A 19,758-nucleotide genomic window follows, 5' to 3' on the forward strand; every position below is an offset into this window, starting at 1 on the left:
TGACGACCATGACGACAGCAGCCCGACGCGTGGTGATCATTGGCTACGACCAGGCGGAACTCCTCGACATCGCCTGCGTGAGCGACACCTTCGACTCGGTGAACCGGCTGGGCGCGCAGCCGCCGTACCAGGTCCGGCTGGCCACCCCCGGGGGCCGGCCGGTGCGCACCTCCGGCGGGCTGGTGCTGGCGGGCCAGGCGGCGCTGGAGCAGGTCCGGGGCCCGCTGGACACGCTGGTGGTCTCGGGCGGCCTCGGCCACCTCGACGCGGCCGCCGACGAGGGGCTGACCGGGCATGTGCGCCGGCTGGCCGCCAGAAGCCGTCGGGTGGCCTCCGTCTGCACCGGGGCCAGTGTGCTGGCGGCGGCGGGACTGCTGGACGGGCGGCGGGCCACCACGCACTGGGCCTTCGCACGCCAACTCGCCGACCGCCACCCCTCGGTGGCCGTGGACCCGGGCCCGCTCTACCTCCGGGACGGCGAGGTCTACACCTCCGCCGGGGTGACCAGCGCACTGGACCTGACCCTGGCCCTGGTCGAGGACGACCACGGCCCCGAACTGGCCCGGTCGGCGGCCCGCTGGCTGGTCACCTACCTGCAACGACCGGGCAACCAGGCCCAGTTGTCCATCTTCGTGAAGGACGCGCCGCCGGAGAACCGGATCCTGTCCCGACTCGTCCGGCACATCACCGGTCACCTGGACGAGGATCTCGGCAGCGCGGCCCTCGCCGCCAGGGCCGGAGTCAGCGAACGCCACCTCGCCCGCCTCTTCCTCGACCAACTCGGCGACACCCCGGCCAGGTTCGTCCGCACCGCGCGTACCGAGGCGGCCGCCCAGCTGCTCGAATCCACCGCCCTGCCGCTCGCCGCCGTCGCCCGCCGCTGCGGCTTCGGCTCGACCGAGACCCTCCGGCAGGCCTTCCTCACCCGCTTCGGCACCACCCCCTCCAACCACCGCAATGCCGTCCGCGCACCCCGCCGGACAACTGTCCACGCCGCTGTTGAGCCGGACCACGGGGGCATGCGCGGGCGGGAGGAGATCGCCGCCGCCCGGGTCGTCGTACGGACGGGCGCCGGGCCATCGAACGTCAGCGAACGCCCGTGAACGAGACCAGAGCTGAGACGGCTACAGCGGTAGTGGGCCACCTCCATCCGTCCTCAGAGGTCCTGGCAGGAGTTCAGCCCCGGAACGTACGCCGGTACACGCCGGGCGGGACGCCGATCGTGGTGTTGAGGTGCTGCAGCAGGGAGGCGCCGGTGCCGAAGCCGACCCGTTCGGCGATCCGGTTGACGGGCGCCGAGCCCCCCTGATCCGGCCCATGTCGCGGAGCTTTCCGCGATAGCTTGGCGGAGTCGGCGGGATGGTGCGATCACCCACCGATCGTTCCCGGTCCACGACGATGACCGGATCCGGACCGGGTAGGGGAGTTGGACGTGCCCAGCACCGAACTGAGCCGCAGTTACGACATTGCGGCGACCCCCGCCGCTGTGCTCTCACATCTTGCGGAGCCCGAGAACTACATCGGTCTCTCCCCGCTGCTCGTGGACGTGCGGGACGTGCGGTGCGAGGGCGGGGTGACACACTACGCGGCCGTCGAGCGCCTCCGGTTCCTCGGGCTGGTCAGCCACGACAACGTCATCCGGGTCACCCTGCGCACCGAGAGCGCCCGGCTGCCGGGCGAGGCGACGGTCAGCGGCGAGGTGGTCAGCCCTGGTGGCGTGCGGATGGACTACCGCTTCGCCGTCACTGCCCGGGACGGCGGTGGCTCTGTCGTGGTCGATACGCTGCAGCTGCACGCGCCGTTCGGCCTGCTCCGCTACGCGGCTGGGAAGGCCGGAGCGGTGCAGGCCGAACGCGGCCGAGTGCTGGCCCGGCGGCTTGGCGCCGGCAACTGAGGCGGGCGGGCCAACTGCTGCGGAGGTCGAGATCGGTCCTCACGGTCAACCGGATCGCGGAACCGCTCGCCTCTTTCACGGTCGCGCTGATCACCGGCACCTCCGGTCCGCAGGTCACTCATGTCGCGATCGGGTCTGACGCAGGTTTGACGAAGTACGACGAGTCGTATGTGAACTGTGCAGACCTTCACACGGTCGCGAAGTCGCGGTTGCGGCGGAAGCTGGGGCTGCCGGCTCCGGGCGAGCTGCCCCGCGTGGAGGACTCAGTTCGGCTGATCCTCGGGTTGCAGCACTGACCCCGTGCGGGTTGAAGACTTCGCAGGTCATGGCCGCCCGGCCGGGCCGGCCGGGGCACGGTCTGACACCAGAGCTCGAAACGGCTCGGGTGGCGGCAGTGCTCACCTGCTGGCGGTCACCGGCCGAGTCTCGGTCACGTCCCGATAGATCCCATTAGGCGAAGGCGACGACGCCGGCCATCCACTGGTGGTCGCAGGTGCCGACGGCCGCGTAGGAGCTGGCGACGGTCACCCGCTTGTAGCCGGTGGCCAGTTGGTCGGCGGAGACAGACAGCGTCGGCAGGGCAGTGAAGCCGTCCGTCCAGGTCACCGGCGCGCCTCCCTGGACGCCGGCGACGCCGAACACCAGCTTGGGGCCGACCCTGGTGGTCGGCGTCGTACCGGAGTTGAAGTCCGTGCCCCGTGCACCGGTAGCGGCGGCGTGCTGGTCGACCACCCTGACGTCGGTCAACTCGTCCACGATCACGTGCTGTTCACCGGTTGACGGGTAGCTGAGGGTGATCGTGTCCGAGGGCGAAAGTGCGCCGGCCACGGTCGCGGTGAGGACCAGGGTGCGGTCACCGGCGGCGCCGTCGGTCTGGTCCGCAGCAATCATGTAGGTGTTTCCCTGGCTGTCGGTCGCCCGGACCTCCCCCGGTCGGGTGTTGGTGAGCATCACCGGCACCACGAGGGTCTCGCCGGCGGCGACCGCGTGCTGGACCGGGAGTGTCGTCGCCGTCTGGTACGTCGTCCCCGTCGCCGAGGCGACGCGGGCGACGTAGCTCGGCACGGCCGCTGCTGGCACGGTGACCGTGACGGTGACCCGGTCGGTGGCGAGCACCGTTCCGGCGCCGAGCGCGGTGCCGGCTGCCAGAGCGACCAGATGCGTGAGCACGCGCCGATGCCGCCGGAAGCGGTGCGGCTGGGCCGAGGCGTCCTGCGGCGGCTCGGGCGGCGTGCCGTCGTCGGTGGCGGAGGCCGGCAGACCGGCGTCGGGCGGGAGCCCTTCGTCGGGCTCCTGCGGGTGCGGGAGCGCGGCCTCCGGCTCCGGGGGACGGTGATCAGCCGTCTCGCGACCGGACGCGGCGCTCGCAGCCGCGAGCCAGCGTCGGCGCCACTCGGCCTCGTGGCCGCCGCAGGCCCGGACGTAGCTCCGGGTGGTGGGCCAGGACGGCAGCCGGGATCCGGACGCCGCCTCGTGCAGCGTGGTGTGGGAGATCGCTCCGGTGGCGCCGGCCATCGCCCGGAACGAGGGCTTCCCTGCCTCCAGACGCAGCTGACGGAGTGCGGCGGCGAAGTCCGTGACGGCAGATTGGCGCTGCCCTGCGACAGGCCCACCCTGTTCGGTCGTACTCACTGGTGTTTCCCCCCGGTGTTCGATGTTGTCAGACCCCTGTCAGGGGCTGTCGAACATGTGACGCATCCCCAAGATTGGGTCCCGGCATACCGGAAGGCGGCCCCGGACTCGTCCCGGCTCCCCCGGTCCCGCAACGCAGGAGGTACATCATGCTCCGAAAGACGATCACCACCCTGGCCCTCGCCGCCGCCACCCTGTCCAGCGTGCTGCTGGCGGCCCCGGCCCAGGCGACCGTCGGCAACTGCATCAACGGGCCCCGCAGCGGCGAGCGGCTCTGCTTTAACAGCTACTACTACAACCGGTCCGTGAACCTCACCCAGTACACCTTCACGCTCTACGGGCCCACCACCGACTACCGGGTCTACGCGGGCAGCCTCTCCGGTCCCTCTGACATCAGGTACCCCGGCAACGACGGGCTCGCTGTGGACGGTCACTACGGGACCACGCTCTGCATCACCGAGGGCACCACCGGATGGCGTGGCTGCGCGTAAGTCCCGCACTGCACACGCCTGACGGCCGGGCTGGGGCGCCTACATCGGGCCCCAGCCCGGCCGTCGGTCCGAGCCCGTCCCCGTGAACCGAGGAGACCTTCCTGCTGTCCACCGCGCTGCGCAGGACTTCGGTGGCTCTCGCCACCACCGCTCTCACCCTCGCGGGCCTCGCCGTCGACGCCGGCGTTGCCGACGCCGGCGGCCCCGGCGACGGATGCGACTACAGCACCACCGTCAGCCATGCCCAGTACCTCTACCTTGGCGACACCTATGTCGGCCGGGTCGACCTGGTCTACTCCCCTGTCCCGAGGGCCTTGCAGGGGTCAGCCCCGGAACGTACGCCGGTACACGCCGGGCGGGACGCCGATCGTGGTGTTGAGGTGCTGCCGCAGGGAGGAGCCGGTGCCGAAGCTGGTGACCTAGGGGGTGAACTGCAGGGGGTGAACGCCACCAAAACCGCAACCACGCCGAGCGCCGACGACCTGCTGATCAATCGGCCGGGGCGGCCTCTCGATCCAGGGTGCGCTTGATCACTCGGATGCCTTCGTCGACCATCTCGGCGATGGGCTCTCCGAGGCTGTCCGGCGTCACGTCGATGGTCCAGACGAAGCGACTGCGGTTCGCGGCGTCGCTGACGACCTGCATGGACGCGTGGTGATGCTTGGGCTCCAGGGAGCCGCCGACCACCGCGTAGGCGATGCGCCGGGTCTCGTCGTCGATGTCGACGATCAGCTCGTGCACCACGGTGCCGCTCGCGAAGGTCACGATCCTGCTGTCGCCCTCGACTCGGGTGTCGGTGACGAAGCCCGGTGCGAGGCGTTTGTGGACCTCGCCGAAGTCGCGGATGGCGGCCCAGACGTTTTCGGGAGTCTCGTTGATCAGGATGTCGCGGTGGATGGATGCCATGGGTCGGTCGCCTCTCTTCGGGGGTGCTCAGTTGCCAGTGGTGTCGCCGGTGAGACAGAACGGGTGGCCCTCGGGATCGGTGAGGACGACCCACCTGCCGTCGCCCGGCTGGAACTCGGGCCGGGAGGCTCCGATGCCGAGCAGTTCCCTGGCCGCGTCGTCCAGGTCGGTGACGGTGAAGTCGAGGTGCGTGTACTTGGCGCCGTCGGGCCAGCCCGGCGCCTGGTAGCCCTCGACGTGGACGAAGGCGAGCTGGACCGGGGTGCCGTCGCCCAGAGACGCGAAGTTCTGGTCGCTGTAGGTGATCTCCCAGCCGGTGGCCTTCTGGTAGAACGCGGCGAGCGCGGCCGGATCGGCGCAGTCGATGACGACCGTGTTGAGCTGCTTGAGAACAGGCATCCCGATAACTCCTGGGTGTCGGTGCTGGACGAGGCGCGAAGGGAACGGCCCGTCGCGCTCCGCCAGCCTGCTCCCGGCGTCAGGCCCTCGTCTTGAACATCCTTGCGCGGCTGTCAGACCCGCCGCGTAGCGTTCGAAGGGTGCTTACTGCCGTTCCTGTCGCCACCCGTCCCGAATTCGGCATCAGCGCGGTGGCCTGCCGCGACGACCACACTCGCTGGTCGGCACCGGAAGTCCGCGGCGACCACCGCATAGTGCTCGTGCGCCGCGGGCGGTTCCGCAGGATGGCCGCCGGCGTGCCCGCCGACATCGACGCAACCCTCGCTTATGTGGGAGCCCCGGGCGAGGAGGAGAGCTTCGCTCACCCCGTCGGCGGTGATCTCTGCACGGCGATCAGCGTGACGCCGAAGCTGTGGCGCTCCCTGGCCGGGGACGTCGCGCGGCCGACCGGGCGGACGGTCTACGTCGACCCGCGCTTGGACCTGGCCCACCGTCGCCTCCTCGCCGCTGCCGAGTTGGGAGATGTCGACTACGCGCTCTCCGAGGAACTGCTGACGCTGCTGTCGGCCGCTGTCGGCCGGACGGTGGCAGGACCAACGCCGATCGGCGGCATGTCCGTCGGGCGCGACCGAGACCTCGTCGCGGCCGCTCGCGAGGCGATCGCCGAAGGCCACTCGGCCTCGGAAACGCTGTTCTCCTTGGCCGAGTTGCTCGGTGTCTCTCCGTATCGCCTCAGCCGGGCGTTCCCGCGTGAGCTCGGCGTGTCGGTGACTCGCTACCGTAACCGCGTTCGCATCGGCCGGGCCCTCGACCGTCTGGAGGCCGACGAGGGCAGCCTCAGCACTCTCGCCGCCGACCTCGGATACGCCGACCAGGCCCACCTGACCCGGACCATGCGCCAGCACCTCGGCCACACGCCCACGGTCCTTCGACGCCTGCTGGCTCCCTCGCGCTGACCGCCTGAGGCTCCCCCCGCTTCGCTGGGGTGCGCCGGCACCGGATTCTGCCCACGCGCGGAGTCCGGCAGGCCCCGACCGAGACGGAAGCTGAGACTGGGAGACGCCGGGCGAGCCGCTGCCCCTCGTGCTCCTGGCTCCGCAGGGCGACACCTGTTGTCGAGTCAGGCGTGGGCTGCTCCAGGGGTGTCCGTGACCAGGTGTCGGCTCGACCCGCCGGCCGAATCGGCGTGTCGAACGTCTTGTCACGCGGGTCATAGCGCATGGAGCATGGCCTTCCGCGTGTTGTGGGACTTCCTTGACCGGGCCCGGACTCCAGCTGTCCTGCCCGGACGAGAGCCGAATGTGGAGGGGGTCAGGTGAACGTCCTCGGTATCAACTGCGTATTCCACGAGTCATCGGCCGCTCTTGTCGTGGACGGGAATGTGACCGCAGCTGCGGAGGAGGAACGTTTCAATCGCATCAAGCACGGAAAGTCGGCTCTGGTGTCGAATGCCGATGATCTGCCCAGTCGCGCGATCGCCTTCTGCCTGCAGCAGGCGGGCATCGAACCCGAGGAGATCGACCTCGTGGCGGTGGCATTCGACCCCCAACTCCGCCGTGAAACGTTCCAGGTCGACCCGCTCAGCGTCGACGGCGACTGGGGCAGTGCCCGGGGGGAGGCCCTGTTCCGAACAAGCCTGGCGCGCATACCCGAGCGGATTTCCGACCTGCTCGGAGTCGACTGCGCAGCGATGGTGCGTTGGATTCCTCACCACGTGGCCCACGCCGCCTCCGCGTACTACCCCTGTGGCGACGACGAGGCGGCCGTTCTCGTCGTGGACGGAATCGGGGAATCGGCAACAGCGCTGTTGGGTGCCGGGAAGGGGACGCTGATCGAGCCCCTGGGAGACCTGCGCTACCCGCACTCGGTCGGTTTCGTCTGGGAGAAACTCAGCGCGTATCTCGGCTTCAGCCCCTACGACGCCTCGAAGGTCATGGGTCTCGCATCCTACGGCGACCCGCGCACACATGCCTCCGCGTTCGCTGAAATCGTCGGCGAGGGTCCCGAATTGGAGGTCCGCACCGACGCCTTCGAGTTTCGACTCCCGGGCTTTGAGGCCCTCGAACAGCACTTCGGCCCGCGTCGCCTGCCTGGTGAACCGCTCGACCAGCGTCACATCGACTTGGCCGCCACACTGCAGAGCTGGAACAACCGGACGATTCTCGGGCTCGCTGAGCGGACCCACCGGCTCCACCCGGCCCAGACGCTGTGCTTCTCCGGCGGCGTGGCGTTGAACTGCACGACCAACTGGTTGCTCAAGGAAGAGGGCCCGTTCTCGCGGGTGTTCATACCTTCCGCGCCTCATGACGGTGGGACAGCCATCGGTGCGGCGCTCGCGGCGTTCCATGCGTCCGGTGGGCCGTTTCCCGAGCCGACGACCATTTCCCCATCGAAGTTTTCCTGTGAATACGCCGGTCCGGAGTACAGCGACGAACAGATTCTTGCGGCCTTCGCCCAGGCAGGTGTCACCTCGCAGCGCAGCCCTGATATCGCCCGCGAGGTGGCCAGGAGGATTTCCGGCGGTGAGGTGGTCGGCTGGTTCCAGGGCCGGATGGAGCTCGGCCCCCGGGCGTTGGGCAACCGGTCTCTGCTGGCTGATCCGCGTGATCCCGGCATGCGGGACATGTTGAACGACAAGGTCAAACACCGGGAGGCGTTCCGGCCCTTTGCCCCGAGCGTGCTGGCCGAGCGCGCGAGGGACTGGTTCGATCTGGGACGGGACTCGGAGAGCTTCCATTTCATGCTCTTCACCTGTCCGGTGCTCCCCGCGATGGCATCCCGGATTCCAGCCGTCGTCCACGTGGACGGCACCTCGCGGGTCCAGACCGTCTCCGCCGACCTCAACCCCCGCTACCACCGGCTCATCTCCGAATTCGACGAACTGACGGGGGTTCCCATGGTGCTCAACACGTCGTTCAACGACAGTGAGCCGATCGTCTGCACGCCGTCCGATGCGCTGGCCACGTTCCTGGGCACTCGCATCGACGCCGTCGCCATCGGTGATCACCTGGCCAGTCGTGCCTGACCGGCCGATGAATGCCCGAAGCCGGACGGTCAGGAAGGTCCGCCGCCAGAGAGGAATCCGGTGATCCCCAGCCAGGCAGGCCAAGTGGAACCCGCTGAGCCACTGCGGGATCCGGGGCCGTTGCGCTTCTCGCTCACCCCGCAGGAGGTGGGCCAGGTCCGGGACGCCGTTGCCGGGCTGGCCGGCGAGGTCACTTCCCTCGCCCTGGAACAGACCACCGAGGTGTTCCGGGCCGTCCCGGCAGCCGCCCGCCGGCTGCCGGAGCGACTGCTCGGCTTCCTGGACGCGTTCCGTCGTGAGGAGCCCGCCGGCGGCTTCGTGCTGAGCGGCTGGACGGTGGACGACGCCGGTCTGGGGCGAACGCCCGCCCACTGGCGGACGTTCTCGGGGGCGGAGGCCGGGACGTCGGCCCACGAGCTCTACCTAGTACTGGTGGCGTCGGTCCTGGGAGACGTCTTCTCGTGGAGCACTGTGCAGGACGGCAGGCTCGTGCAGGACCTCCTGCCCGTGCGCGGGGAGGAGTTGGACAAGAGCGCAGGCAGCAGCGCCAGCGTCCTTGATCTTCACAACGAGGACGCGTTCTCACCCCTGCGCTGCGACTACCTGGGCCTGTTCTGCCTGCGCAACGACGACTGGGTCCCGACGGCGTACGCACCGGTCGACCGGGTCGATCTCACCGGTGAGCAACGCCGGGTACTCGCCGAGCCACGGTACGTTCTGACCCCGGACGAGGAGCACGTGCGGCGTGCCGCCGAGCGCGGTGAGTGCCCCCCTGTGCCACCGCGCACCGGAGTGCTGTTCGGCGATCCGTCCGCGCCCTACCTGGTCTTCGACGAGTACTTCATCGAGACCGACCCCGAGGACGAGGAGGCACGCGCGGCCCTGGCCGCCCTCACCGGCCAGCTGCAACGCCACCGCAGCGAGATCGCGCTCGCGCCCGGTGAACTCCTCATGGTGGACAACTACCGTGCTGTGCACGGACGTCGGCCGTTCCAGGCTCGCTACGACGGAAGAGACCGCTGGCTGAAGCGGGTCAGCGTGACGCGGGATCTCCGCAGGTCCCGGGCCGCCCGGGCGGCCGTGGGATCGCCGGTGGTGATCACGGGACTCGCAGGTCCGGCCTGAGCGGAGTCGGGCCCGGGCGGTGGCTTTCCGAGCGTGCGCGAGTGACTGCACCATGTTGCCGGAGAGCCGAAATGAACGGCTGCCCGGGCGGGTTGTAGCGGGTATGGCCACTACAAGTACCAGAGAGTTGCGTATCGAGCAGGGTGCCAAGCGGGTCCGCGCCTACCTCGGGGGGCAGGCGGTGGCGGACACGCTGCGGCCGGTCCTGGTCTGGGAGAACCCGTACTACCCGGCGTACTACGTTCCCGTCACCGACGTTCGCACGGATCTGCTCACCGACTACGGGCGTACCAAGCACTGGCCCAGCCGGGGTAACGCGCACCTGTTCGACGTCACCGTCGGTGACCGTACGGCGGTCGACGCCGCGTGGCGCTTCGAGGAGTCGCCGGTCGAGGAGCTGCGCGGGCTGGTCCGGCTCGACTGGGACGCCATGGACGCCTGGTTCGAGGAGGACGAGGAGGTCTACACCCACCCCCGGAGCCCCTACACCCGGATCGACATCCTGGCCTCCTCCCGGACGGTCCGGGTCGAGCTGGACGGGGTCGTCCTCGCCGAGTCGCACAGCCCGCGCCTGCTCTTCGAGACCGGGCTGCCCGTGCGCTACTACCTGCCGAAGACGGATGTCCGGCTGGACCTGCTCGACGCGGGCGGCAGGGTCACGCACTGTCCGTACAAGGGCAGTGCCGAGCACCTGTCCGCCCGGGTCGGCGGTGAGACGCGTCCGGAGATCGCCTGGTCGTACCGGACGCCGCTGCCCGAGAGCCAGAAGATCACCGGTCTGGTGGCGTTCTACAACGAGAAGGTGGACCTGTACGTGGACGGTGTACTCCAGGACCGCCCGCACACCAAGTTCGGCTGAGCGCCCGTGGGGTGGCCGCAACGCCACCCCACGGGGTGTCAGGAGACGGCTGAGGCCCGCTGGCCCGGGACGGTGCGGTCCTGTCGGAGGGCGAGGAGTTCGCGGAACAGGCCGGGCTGCTGGGAGAGTTGGGCCCAGGTGCCCTCCTGGACGATCCGGCCCTCGGCCATGACGACGATCCGGTCCGCGACCACGACGTTGCTCAGGTTGTGGGTGACCAGCAGGACGGCCCGGTCGGCGGCGAGGGCGCGGAGGTTCTTGAAGATCCGGTGTTCCGCCCTCGGGTCCAGGGCCGAGGTGGGCTCGTCCAGGATCAGCAGGCCGGGGCTGCGGGTGGAGCGGAAGAACGAGCGGGCGACGGCGAAGCGTTGCCACTGCCCGGCCGACAGCTGCTGCCCGCCCCACCACTTGGTAGCGGCCGATCTTCGCGGGGGGCCACTCAGACCGACCGGCAAATGGTGGGCGGCGTCGCGGCGCCCGGGCTGTCGCCTGGACGGCTTCTCCTCGGTCGCCGATGCTCCGCATGGACTCTCCCCCAGCCTTCGGCCGGGAGGTGCCCCCATCGTCGGCACCGCCCAGACTCGGCCCGGACACCGCTCCTTCATCCACCCACCATTTGCCGGTCGGTCTCAGCTTCGGGTACGCGCGGCGCTGCGGGCCGTCAGGGTCCGGTCGTAGCGGCGCAGCAGGAGGCCGGCCGTCGCCGAGCCGGGCGGCCGCCGTCGGGAGGTCGGCCAGCAGGGCGGGGCTGGTGGCGGAGCCGTGACGGTCCAGGAGTTCGGCGGCGGTCCGGGTCAGTTCCTCGACGGCTGCGCGGTCGAGCCGGCGGATCGGGGCGGTGGCTGCGGGCACGGTGGGGCCTTCCGTTGCACGGGCAAGGGGAACCGGTGCGGGGCGCGGCGCGGCGCAGCCCGGCACGGGTGGGAGAGGGGGAACTGTCGAAATCCGGCGCGGAGACAGGGACGGCTGCCGGGCGACGACGAAAACGTAACAACGATCAGTTAGTAAGGCAAGCCTAACTTTTCTTCGTCGGCCCACAGATCGGTGTGGTCGTCCCAATCGCCTTGGTGTGAGCGGTGATTGGTGTGCCGCCAGGAATCTCCCGGGATTGTTTCGCCTTGCCAGGGGCATCATTCTTAGGATAGGCAATCCTAAGTAAATACTGCTCAGGTGAAACGAGGACGAAGTGAGCGTCACCAGACGACAGCTGCTGTGGGCCACCGCCGGGATCGGCACGGCCGGGGCGCTCGCCGCCTGCGGCAGCGGCAGCGGACGCTCCGACAGCGAACCGGCTCCGGCCGGCTCGACCTCCGAACAGCCGCGCTCCGGCGGCACGTTGAAGATCGGCGCACTCGGCCGGGCCTCGGCCGTCACCCGGGACCCGCACGGCTCGCAGGCCAACGAGAGTGACTACCTCATCATCAGCCTGCTCTACGACACCCTCGCCGTCCCCGGGGACACGGCCAACACCGTCCCGCGCCTGGCCGCCTCCTGGCAGCCCTCCCCGGACCTGAAGACCTGGCGCTTCACCATCGCCGACGGCGCGAAGTTCCACGACGGCACGCCCGTCACCGCCGCCGACGTCGTCTGGTCGCTCAAGCGTCTGCGCGCCACCCCGGCCGGTGCCAGCCGGCTGCCCGGCATCCAGCCCTCGGGCATCAGCGCCGAAGGCGCGCGGACGGTCGTCCTGGTCTCCGACTACGCCAACGCGGACCTGCCGCTGCTCACCCGGCTGACCACCTTCGTCCTCAAGAAGGACACCAAGGACGACGCCGTCGCCACCGCCTCCGGCAGCGGCCCGTTCAAACTCGACTGGTTCCGCGACGGCAACGCCCGCCTGGTCCGCAACGACGACTGGTATGGCGGCAAGGTGCTGCTCGACGCCGTCGAGGTGCGGATCTTCGAGAGTCCGCAGGCGCTGGCCAACGCCCTGCTCGCCGGGCAGATCGACGTGGCGTCCAACGTCGGCGCGACGGCCGCCCGTACCGCCGGAGCCCGCAAGGACGTCCAGGTCGTCCGCCGACCGAACGACCTGGCGATGCCCATCGTGATGCGCGCCGCCGGCGGCCCGTTCGCCGACCCCCGGGTGCGGCAGGCGCTGCGGCTGGCCGTCGACCGCGAGGCCATGGTCAAGCAGGTGCTGTCCGGCTACGGCACGGTCGCCAACGACGTCCTCGGCACCGGCGACCCCGCCTACGCGCGCGATCTCCCGCAGCGCACGCGCGACCTCGTCCGGGCCCGGCAGCTGCTCGGCGCGGCCGGATTCGACCTCGCCAGGAGCTACGACCTGGTCACCACCGAGGACATCCCCGGCCTCGCCGAGTCCGCGACGCTCTTCGCCACCCAGGTCCGCGAGACCGGGGTGCGGATCAACGTCGTCAAGCAGGACTCCAAGCTGTTCTGGGACGCCAGTTGGCTCAAGGCCCCGCTCTACGCGTCGTACTGGGGCACCAACGACTCGGTAGTGTTCTTCGCCAGCAAGACGATGGTCTCCGAGGCCGGCCAGAACGAGGCCGGTTGGCGGGACCCGGCCTTCGACGCGGCGTACCGCAAGGCGCTGGCCACCGCCGACGCCGCCGAGCGCGCCAAGGTGCTGCACCAGCTCCAGGAGATCGAGTACGACAGGTCCGGTTACCTGCTCTGGGGCATGGCCGACGGCATCGACCTCGCCGCCGCCCCCGTGCGCGGCCTGCCCAGGCTGCCCGGCTACGGGCGGGTCCAGCTCGAGAAGACCTGGCTGGCCCGTTGAGCCTCGTCCGGTTCGTGTGGCCGGCGGTCAGAAGGCTGGCGCTGCTGACCGTCCTGCTGGCGACGGTGTTCGCCGCCGTGTCGCTGCTGCCCGGCGACGCGGCGACCGCCACCTCCGAGCGGGGCGAGAGCGCCACCGACCTCGCCGCCCGCCGGGCCGCGCTCGGGCTCGACCGGCCACTGGCCGAACGGTTCTGGGACTGGCTGGCGGGCCTGCCCACCGGCGACCTCGGCACCTCCGCCCACGGCCGGCCGGTCACCGCCCTGCTCGCCGCGCCCTTCCCCAACACCCTGCTGCTCGGCGGCCTGGCCCTGCTGCTCAGCGTCACCGGCGCACTGGCGTTGGGCAGTTGGGCCGCGCTGCGGCCGGGCGGTCGGGTGGACCGGGCGGTCGCGACGGCGGCCACCGCCGCGTTCGCGCTGCCCGAGTTCGTGGTCTCCGTCGCGCTGCTGCTGGTGCTCTCGCTCTGGACCGGCTGGCTGCCCGCCGTCACCCTGACCGGGCCCGACGGCGCGCCCGCCTCCTGGCGGATGCTCGTCCTGCCGCTGCTCGCGCTGACGATCCCGCAGATCGGCTGGAACACCCGCATCGTACGCGGCGCCCTCGCCGACCAGGCCAGTCTGCCGCACGTGCAGGCCGCGATCCTGGACGGGCTGCCCCGCCACCGCGTCCTCACCCACCACGTGCTGCCCGGCGCCCTGCCCGCCATCGCCGTCGGCACCGCCACCTCGGCCGGCATGCTGCTGGGCGGCGCCGTCGTGGTCGAGACGCTCTTCAACTACCCGGGCATCGGCGCCGTCCTGGCCGGAGCCGTCGCCGACCGCGACACCCCGCTCGTCGCGGGGGTCGTCGCCGCCACCGGCGCCGCGATCAGCACCCTGCTGCTCGCGGCCGACCTGATCCGCGACCGCACCCTGGGGGTACGGGCGTGACCGTCCGCAAGCTCGTCCGTACCGTCCCCGCGCTGCTACTCGTCCTGCTCGCCCTCGCCGGACCGCTGCTCGCGCCGCACGCCGTCGATCAGCCCGTCACCGCCCCCTACGCGACGCCGGACGCCGTCGCCACGCTCGGCGGTGACCAACTCGGCCGCGACCTGCTCAGCCGACTGCTCTCCGGCGGAGCACCCCTGATCGCCACCGCGCTCGGCATCGCGCTGCTGGTCACCACGGCCGCCGCCGCGCTCGGCATCCTGGCCGCCCTCCGTCCCCGGCTGGGCCGGTGGCTGGAGCGCGCCGCCGACCTCGCCATCCTGCTGCCCGCCGTGCTCGGCATCATGCTCGTCGCTCTGGCCTGGCCCGGCGGTGGCCGGCTCGCCGTCGCGGCGGCCGCCACCGTGCTCGGCATCCCCTACGCCGTACGGATCGTGGCCGCCGCAGCCGCACCGGTCGCCGCCACCGGGTACGTCGAGACTGCCGCCGCCGGGGGTGAACGCCTCTGGTACCTGATGGTCCGTGAGGTGCTGCCCAACCTCCGCGCCACCCTGCTCGCGCTCTTCGGCCTGCGCTTCGTCGAAGGTGTCTACATCGTCTCGATCGCGGCCTTCCTTCAGCTCGGTCCCCAACCACCCGCCGCCGACTGGGCGTTGATGATCCGTGAGAACGCACCCGGCATCCTGCTCAACCCCTGGGCGGTCGCCGCCCCCAGCCTCGCCATCGGCCTGCTCGCGATCAGCGTCAACCTCGCCGTCGAGGGCATCGCCGCCCGCCCGACCCCGGAGAGCGCACTGTGACCACCGTACGCGTCACCGCACGCGTCACCGACCTGAGCATCGCCATCTCCGACGGCCCGCAACTCCTCACCGGCGCGACCCTCACCCTCACCCCCGGCCGCGTCCACGCCCTCACCGGCCCGTCCGGCGCGGGCAAGACGACCTTGCTCCGTGCATTGCTCGGAGCGCTGCCGCCCGGCGCCCGCCGCACCGCCGGAACGGTCACCGTCCTCGGCCACGACCCACTCGACCTGCCCGAACGCGAGCTGCGCGCGCTGCGTCGGCACCGCCTCGCGTACGTCGGCCAGGACCCGGGCTCCGGCCTCAACCCCCGGATGCGGGTGGGCCGTCTGATCACCGAGACCGCCGCCGACCCCAGTGGCCAGGGCCTGCGCGACCTCCTCGCCCAGGTCCGCCTGCCCACCGACGAACAGTTCGAACGCCGCCGCCCCGGCGAGCTGTCCGGCGGCCAGCAGCGCCGGGTCGCGCTGGCCCGGGCCCTCGCCCGCCGCCCCGAACTCCTCCTGCTGGACGAGCCCACGGCCGGACTCGACCCGGCCCTGCGCGACGAGATCGCCGACCTGCTGCGCGAACTCGCCACCCGGCACGGGCTCGCCGTCGCCCTCGCCACCCACGACCCCCGGCTGGTCTCCCGCTGCGCCGACGACGTCCTCACCCTCACCCTCACCCCGGCCACCCGGCGCACCCCGGCCCGGGCCCCGCGCACCCGTACGGCACCCGCCTCCCCGGCACCGGCCCTCGTCACCGCGCGGGGCCTCGGTGCGTACGTCGGCGGTCGCCGCGACCGCAGGCCCGTCCTGACGGACCTCGATCTCGACCTCACCCCCGGCACCCGCACCGGCATCGTCGGCGCGTCCGGCTCCGGGAAGACCACCCTGGTACGCCTCCTGGCCGGTCTCCACCCCCCGGCCACGGGCACCCTCGCCCTCGCCGGAACACCCCTCGCCCCCTCCCACCGGGCCCGCACCCGCGAGCAGCGGCGCCGCATCCAACTCGTCCCGCAGAACCCGCTCGGCGCCCTCAACCCGGCCCGCACCATCGGCGCCACCCTCACCCGCCCGCTGCGCCTGCACTTCTCGCTGCCGCAGGAACAGTGCGCGGCGCGGGTGGCCGGACTGCTCCGATCGGTCGGCCTGCCGAGCGAGTTCGCGGACCGCTACCCGTACGAGCTCTCGGGCGGTCAGCGCCAGCGCGTCTCCATCGCCCGCGCCCTCGCCGCCGAGCCGGACGTCCTGCTCTGCGACGAGGTCACATCGGCCCTGGACGCCGACACCGCGACCGGCATCATGGGCCTGCTCTCCGGCCTCTGCGCCGACCACGGCCTCGCCCTGGCCCTCGTCAGCCACGACCTGCCCCTCGTCGGCACGTACGCCGACACCGTCCTCACCCTCGGCGGCGCCGCCCCCGCACCCGTCGAGCTGTCGCAGGGACGGGTGGGTCCCGGGTAGGCCACGCGCCGCCGACGGCGGTACCGGCAGCGCAGATCGCCCCGTCCGTTCGCGAGTCAGAGCGCCCGCGTGTCCATGCCCACCGCTAGCGTCGCCCTGTACTCAGGGACGACGCGAGGCGGTAGGCAGTGGCCATGAACACGGAGGCAGACGCTCCCGGGGAGCGCGAGCGGGATCGGCTGACGGTCCCTCAGGGGCTGGCCGCGCTCTCGCTGGACGCGCTGGCCTCGGTGGCGTACGGGCCCGAGGCGATCGTGGTGGTGCTGGCCATGGCGGGCAGTCACGGGCTGGGCTTCACGCTCCCGGTCACGTTGGCGATCGTGGTGCTGCTGGCCGCGCTGACGTTCTCGTACCGGCAGGTCATCGCGGCCTTCCCGAACGGCGGTGGTGCGTACGCCGTGGCCGGGCGGCACCTGGGGCGGCGGGTGAGCCTGGTCGCGGCCGCGTCGCTGATCATCGACTACGTGCTGAACGTCGCGGTGTCGGTGTCCGCCGGTGTCGCCGCCCTCACCTCGGCCTTCCCGTCGTTGTACGCCGACCGGGTGTGGCTGTGCGTGCTGGTGCTGGCGTTGATCACGGCGGTGAACCTGTACGGGATCGCCGAGTCGGCGCGGGTGCTGATCGTGCCGACCGTCGTCTTCGTGGTGGCGATCTTCACCATCATCGTGGTCGGACTCCTGCGCGCGCACCCGGTGACCGAGCCGACGCACGTGGCGGTGGCGACCGAGAGTGTCGGACTGCTGCTGCTCCTCAAGGCCTTCGCCTCCGGGTGTGCGGCGCTGACGGGCGTGGAGGCCATCGCGAACGCCGTGCCGACCTTCCGCACCCCCCGGGTCCAGCGTGCCCAGCGCACCGAGATCGCGCTCGGCGGGCTGCTCGGCACGATGCTGATCGGGCTGTCCCTGCTGATCGACAGGTTCCACGTCGCCCCGAACAGCACCAAGACCGTCCTCGCCCAGCTCACCGACGCCTCGCTCGGCCACAACCTGGGCTTCTACGTCGTCCAGTTCGCCACCACCGCACTGCTGGCGCTGGCCGCGAACACCTCGTTCGGCGGCATGCCGGTGCTGACCTCGCTGCTGGCCCGGGACCACCACCTGCCGCACGTGTTCGCGCTGCGCGCGGACCGGCAGGTCTACCGGCACGGGGTGCTGGTGCTGGCCGGAGCCGCGCTGGTGCTGCTGGTCGGTGCCCAGGGCGACACCCAGGCGCTGGTGCCGGTCTTCGCGATCGGCGTCTTCATCGGTTTCACCATCTCCCAGGTCGGGATGGTCCGGCACTGGCGCCTCGAACGCGGTCCCGGCTGGCGGGGGCGCGCGGTCCTGAACGGGGTCGGCGCGGTACTGACGGCGGCGGCAACCGTCATCGAGCTGATCGCGAAGTTCGGCCAGGGTGGCTGGCTGGTGTTCCTGGCGGTGGCCGTCCTGGTCCTGCTCTTCGAGGCGATCCACCGCACCTACCTGGGGATCGGCCGTGGCCTGCACGTCGGCGAGGTGCCCGGGCCGCCGGAGGAGCGTCACTCGCTGATCATCGTCCCGGTCGGGGCGGTCAACCTGCTCACCCAGGAGGCGATCGGGGCCGCCCTGTCGCTCGGCGACGAGGTGCGCGCGATCACCGTCGTCACGGCGGAGGACGAGGACGCGCCGAGCCCGGAACAGATCCGGGAGGCGTGGAGCGTCTGGAACCCGCACGTCCCGCTGATCGTACTGAGCAGCCGGAGCCGCTCCCTGACCTGGCCGATCGTCGACTACCTGCGTTCGCTGGCGGCCGAGGAGGAGCACGACCGGCTGGTCGTGCTGATCCCCGAGATGCATCTGCCCCGGCCCTGGCAGCGCCTGCTGCAGAACCAGCGCGGCGCGATCCTCGACCGGGCGATCCGCCGCTACACGGATGTGGTGATCTGCCGTCTGCGGTTCCGGATCGACATCCCGCGCATCCCGCGTTGAGCCGTTCCCCCGAGGTCAGGCGACCCTCGGGGCCTGCCACAGGGACTCCAGCGCGGTACCGGCCTGGTCGGCCAAGGTCACCGCGACCAGCCGCGCCTGCGCGGAGGGCACCGTGCCGGGGGTGGGTTCGAGCAGGAACCGGCCGACGTACCGGCCGTTGCCGAACAGGCGCAGCTCCACCTCCTCGTCCGGCAGCCCCAGCCGGTCGGCGTCCCAGCGCCGGCGCCCGACCATGACGGACCCGTCGGGTTCGAGGTGCGGCGGGTGGCCCATCAGCGTCCCGTACTCGAAGCGGCAGCCGCGCAGTTGGAGCAACTCGATCAGCTGCGCCCGGACCTCGTCCACCACGGTGAGCGCCGAGTTGGCCGTACGGGCGAGCACGGCGGTCTCGTGGATCCGCGCCAGGTGGTCGGCGTCGGTGACCGCGATCACCTGCAGGCGGCGTGCGTGGGCGGCCAGTTGGGACACCGCCAGCCCGACCGCCAGCAGCAGGACGGCCGTGGTGAGGTCGGCGGACTTGCTGATCGAGAACCGCTCGTACGGGCGGGTGAAGAAGAAGTCGAACCACAGCGCGGCCGTCACCGCCGCGACGATCCCGGCCCACCGGTTCCCCAGCGCCGACACCGCCACCACCACGACGACCAGCAGCAGGGCCACATTGGTGTTCGCCAGGCTGCTCCGGAACGGCAGCAGCACCGCGCAGAGCGCGATCGGGGCCGCCACCGCTGCCAGCAACGAGGCGGTGTCCCTCGTGACGTACCGAACGTACCCAGGCATGACGTACCTCCTGCATTCCTCCTGCATTCCGGTGTAGCAGGCCCGACGCCGGACCGGGCCGCCGCCGGGCACCCTTAACGCAACCTTTGCGGGCGCTGCGGCGGCCTGCGGTCGATAGTGTTGCCCTTCGTGCAGTGAGCGATTCCGATGGAGGGTCAGGCGCGCATGCGGGACGAACTGATGGTCACTCTCTGGCAGTCGTGGGCGGAGCGGGGGTCCCGGCTGGGGCCCGAGGAGTGGGCCCGGCCCACCCGGCTGCCCGGCTGGTCGGTGCACGCGCTGTTCGCCCATGTGGCCCCCGCTCCGGAGATGTTCGCCCAGCTGCGCGGCGCGCTGGTGCAGGAGCCGGCGGCCGTCACCAGCGGCGCGGAGATCATCAGGAACTACAACCGGCCGGGCGAGGTGGCGCACACCGCAGCCGACCAGGTCGCCGAGCACGCCCGGCAGGTGGCCGACCAGACACCCCCCGGGGTGCTGCTCCGCCGCTTCGCCGTCGAGGGCCCGAAGGCTCTGGCCGAGCTCGGTGACGTGCCGCTCTCCAGTGTGGTCGCGCACCCGCTGCTGGGCACTGTGACCTTCGGAGCGCTCGGTGAGGTCGCCGTCCTGGAGGCCACCGTCCACCTGCTCGACCTGATCGCCGCCATCGGTGGCCCGCCGCCACCCGGCGCCGCCGTGCAGGCGGCCAGGGACCTGCTGGCCGCCGTACCCGACAGCGTCGCGTTCATCGAGGCCGCGACCGGGCGGACCACCGCCCCCGTACTCCCCGTCCTGCGGTAGC

Annotated in this window: 19 protein-coding genes and 2 pseudogenes; 15 read left to right on the forward strand and 6 right to left on the reverse strand. The window is 71.4% G+C overall.

Features of this window, described 5'->3' with window-relative positions; all coding sequences use genetic code 11:
* The first annotated feature begins 8 nt into the window (after positions 1–8).
* Complete coding sequence (locus P3T29_RS14440; protein WP_280716821.1) at positions 9–1,103, forward strand: DJ-1/PfpI family protein; 1,095 nt, start codon at positions 9–11, stop codon at positions 1,101–1,103.
* Positions 1,104–1,176: 73 nt separating this feature from the next.
* Here P3T29_RS14440 and P3T29_RS14445 read toward each other — a convergent pair.
* Positions 1,177–1,293: pseudogene (locus P3T29_RS14445) on the reverse strand (AraC family transcriptional regulator); the annotation flags it as partial.
* Positions 1,294–1,432: 139 nt separating this feature from the next.
* Here P3T29_RS14445 and P3T29_RS14450 point away from each other — a divergent pair.
* Entirely contained in the window at positions 1,433–1,894 is a 462-nt protein-coding gene (locus P3T29_RS14450) for an SRPBCC family protein (protein WP_280716822.1), read from the forward strand.
* Positions 1,895–1,911: 17 nt separating this feature from the next.
* Positions 1,912–2,190 carry a type II toxin-antitoxin system PemK/MazF family toxin gene (locus P3T29_RS14455; protein WP_280716891.1) on the forward strand — a complete coding sequence of 93 codons (279 nt, stop codon included), beginning with the start codon at positions 1,912–1,914 and terminating at the stop codon, positions 2,188–2,190.
* A gap of 154 nt (positions 2,191–2,344) precedes the next feature.
* Here the strand turns inward: P3T29_RS14455 and P3T29_RS14460 are convergent, their stop codons facing one another.
* Positions 2,345–3,526 (reverse strand): helix-turn-helix transcriptional regulator, encoded by a 1,182-nt coding sequence (locus P3T29_RS14460; RefSeq protein WP_280716823.1) that lies wholly within the window; start codon positions 3,524–3,526, stop codon positions 2,345–2,347.
* Positions 3,527–3,675: 149 nt separating this feature from the next.
* On the opposite strand from P3T29_RS14460, the gene P3T29_RS14465 reads away from it, so the two are divergent.
* The gene (locus P3T29_RS14465) at positions 3,676–4,017 is read left to right on the forward strand and encodes a hypothetical protein (protein ID WP_280716824.1); all 342 of its coding nucleotides are present in this window, start codon (positions 3,676–3,678) and stop codon (positions 4,015–4,017) included.
* A 131-nt stretch (positions 4,018–4,148) separates the two neighbouring features.
* Positions 4,149–4,547: a hypothetical protein gene (locus P3T29_RS14470; protein WP_280716825.1), complete on the forward strand. Its 399-nt coding sequence runs from the start codon at positions 4,149–4,151 to the stop codon at positions 4,545–4,547.
* On the opposite strand, the gene P3T29_RS14475 is transcribed toward P3T29_RS14470, so the two are convergent.
* Both P3T29_RS14475 and P3T29_RS14480 read right to left on the reverse strand, forming a co-directional pair.
* Positions 4,507–4,923 carry an SRPBCC family protein gene (locus P3T29_RS14475; RefSeq protein WP_280716826.1) on the reverse strand — a complete coding sequence of 139 codons (417 nt, stop codon included), beginning with the start codon at positions 4,921–4,923 and terminating at the stop codon, positions 4,507–4,509. The two genes, P3T29_RS14470 and P3T29_RS14475, sit on opposite strands and share 41 nt — an antisense overlap.
* A 27-nt stretch (positions 4,924–4,950) precedes the next feature.
* Positions 4,951–5,322, reverse strand: a complete 372-nt coding sequence (locus tag P3T29_RS14480; RefSeq protein ID WP_280716827.1) for a VOC family protein — start codon at positions 5,320–5,322, stop codon at positions 4,951–4,953.
* 92 nt (positions 5,323–5,414) lie between these two features.
* Between P3T29_RS14480 and P3T29_RS14485 the strand changes: the two genes are divergently transcribed.
* The 4 genes from P3T29_RS14485 to P3T29_RS14500 all read left to right on the forward strand — a co-directional run bounded on the left by P3T29_RS14485 (position 5,415) and on the right by P3T29_RS14500 (position 10,331).
* The gene (locus tag P3T29_RS14485) at positions 5,415–6,278 is read left to right on the forward strand and encodes an AraC family transcriptional regulator (protein WP_280716828.1); all 864 of its coding nucleotides are present in this window, start codon (positions 5,415–5,417) and stop codon (positions 6,276–6,278) included.
* 359 nt (positions 6,279–6,637) lie between these two features.
* Entirely contained in the window at positions 6,638–8,347 is a 1,710-nt protein-coding gene (locus tag P3T29_RS14490) for a carbamoyltransferase C-terminal domain-containing protein (protein ID WP_280716829.1), read from the forward strand.
* 84 nt (positions 8,348–8,431) lie between these two features.
* Positions 8,432–9,472, forward strand: coding sequence for a guanitoxin biosynthesis L-enduracididine beta-hydroxylase GntD (gene gntD / locus P3T29_RS14495; protein ID WP_280716830.1), 1,041 nt, complete (start codon positions 8,432–8,434; stop codon positions 9,470–9,472).
* Positions 9,473–9,599: 127 nt separating this feature from the next.
* Entirely contained in the window at positions 9,600–10,331 is a 732-nt protein-coding gene (locus P3T29_RS14500; RefSeq protein ID WP_280716831.1) for a DUF427 domain-containing protein, read from the forward strand.
* 38 nt (positions 10,332–10,369) lie between these two features.
* Here P3T29_RS14500 and P3T29_RS14505 read toward each other — a convergent pair.
* Positions 10,370–10,747, reverse strand: a pseudogene (locus P3T29_RS14505) (AAA family ATPase); the annotation flags it as partial.
* 770 nt (positions 10,748–11,517) lie between these two features.
* Between P3T29_RS14505 and P3T29_RS14510 the strand changes: the two are divergent.
* The 5 genes from P3T29_RS14510 to P3T29_RS14530 all read left to right on the forward strand — a co-directional run bounded on the left by P3T29_RS14510 (position 11,518) and on the right by P3T29_RS14530 (position 18,203).
* The gene (locus P3T29_RS14510) at positions 11,518–13,080 is read left to right on the forward strand and encodes an ABC transporter substrate-binding protein (RefSeq protein WP_280716832.1); all 1,563 of its coding nucleotides are present in this window, start codon (positions 11,518–11,520) and stop codon (positions 13,078–13,080) included.
* Positions 13,077–14,012 (forward strand): ABC transporter permease, encoded by a 936-nt coding sequence (locus tag P3T29_RS14515; RefSeq protein ID WP_280716833.1) that lies wholly within the window; start codon positions 13,077–13,079, stop codon positions 14,010–14,012. The genes P3T29_RS14510 and P3T29_RS14515 overlap by 4 nt, the downstream gene beginning before the upstream one ends.
* Positions 14,009–14,809, forward strand: coding sequence for an ABC transporter permease subunit (locus tag P3T29_RS14520; protein WP_280716834.1), 801 nt, complete (start codon positions 14,009–14,011; stop codon positions 14,807–14,809). The genes P3T29_RS14515 and P3T29_RS14520 overlap by 4 nt, the downstream gene beginning before the upstream one ends.
* Positions 14,806–16,257, forward strand: a complete 1,452-nt coding sequence (locus P3T29_RS14525) for an ATP-binding cassette domain-containing protein (protein WP_280716835.1) — start codon at positions 14,806–14,808, stop codon at positions 16,255–16,257. The genes P3T29_RS14520 and P3T29_RS14525 overlap by 4 nt, the downstream gene beginning before the upstream one ends.
* 134 nt (positions 16,258–16,391) lie before the next feature.
* Complete coding sequence (locus tag P3T29_RS14530; protein WP_280716836.1) at positions 16,392–18,203, forward strand: APC family permease; 1,812 nt, start codon at positions 16,392–16,394, stop codon at positions 18,201–18,203.
* Positions 18,204–18,218: 15 nt separating this feature from the next.
* Here P3T29_RS14530 and P3T29_RS14535 read toward each other — a convergent pair whose 3' ends face one another.
* Complete coding sequence (locus P3T29_RS14535; RefSeq protein ID WP_280716837.1) at positions 18,219–18,980, reverse strand: DUF4118 domain-containing protein; 762 nt, start codon at positions 18,978–18,980, stop codon at positions 18,219–18,221.
* A 165-nt stretch (positions 18,981–19,145) separates the two neighbouring features.
* On the opposite strand from P3T29_RS14535, the gene P3T29_RS14540 reads away from it, so the two are divergent.
* Positions 19,146–19,757, forward strand: coding sequence for a maleylpyruvate isomerase N-terminal domain-containing protein (locus tag P3T29_RS14540; protein ID WP_280716838.1), 612 nt, complete (start codon positions 19,146–19,148; stop codon positions 19,755–19,757).
* The last annotated feature ends 1 nt before the right edge of the window (position 19,758 follow it).

The sequence above is a fragment of the Kitasatospora sp. MAP5-34 genome, assembly GCF_029894335.1.
GTDB lineage: Bacteria > Actinomycetota > Actinomycetes > Streptomycetales > Streptomycetaceae > Kitasatospora.

Excerpts from the sequence above, each read along its gene's own strand:
- P3T29_RS14535 (WP_280716837.1), bottom strand. The coding sequence starts at position 18,980 with ATGCCTGGGTACGTTCGGTACGTCACGAGGGACACCGCCTCGTTGCTG.
- P3T29_RS14440 (WP_280716821.1), top strand. The coding sequence starts at position 9 with ATGACGACAGCAGCCCGACGCGTGGTGATCATTGGCTACGACCAGGCG.
- P3T29_RS14540 (WP_280716838.1), top strand. The coding sequence starts at position 19,146 with ATGCGGGACGAACTGATGGTCACTCTCTGGCAGTCGTGGGCGGAGCGG.
- P3T29_RS14480 (WP_280716827.1), bottom strand. The coding sequence starts at position 5,322 with ATGCCTGTTCTCAAGCAGCTCAACACGGTCGTCATCGACTGCGCCGAT.
- P3T29_RS14475 (WP_280716826.1), bottom strand. The coding sequence starts at position 4,923 with ATGGCATCCATCCACCGCGACATCCTGATCAACGAGACTCCCGAAAAC.
- P3T29_RS14530 (WP_280716836.1), top strand. The coding sequence starts at position 16,392 with ATGAACACGGAGGCAGACGCTCCCGGGGAGCGCGAGCGGGATCGGCTG.
- P3T29_RS14465 (WP_280716824.1), top strand. The coding sequence starts at position 3,676 with ATGCTCCGAAAGACGATCACCACCCTGGCCCTCGCCGCCGCCACCCTG.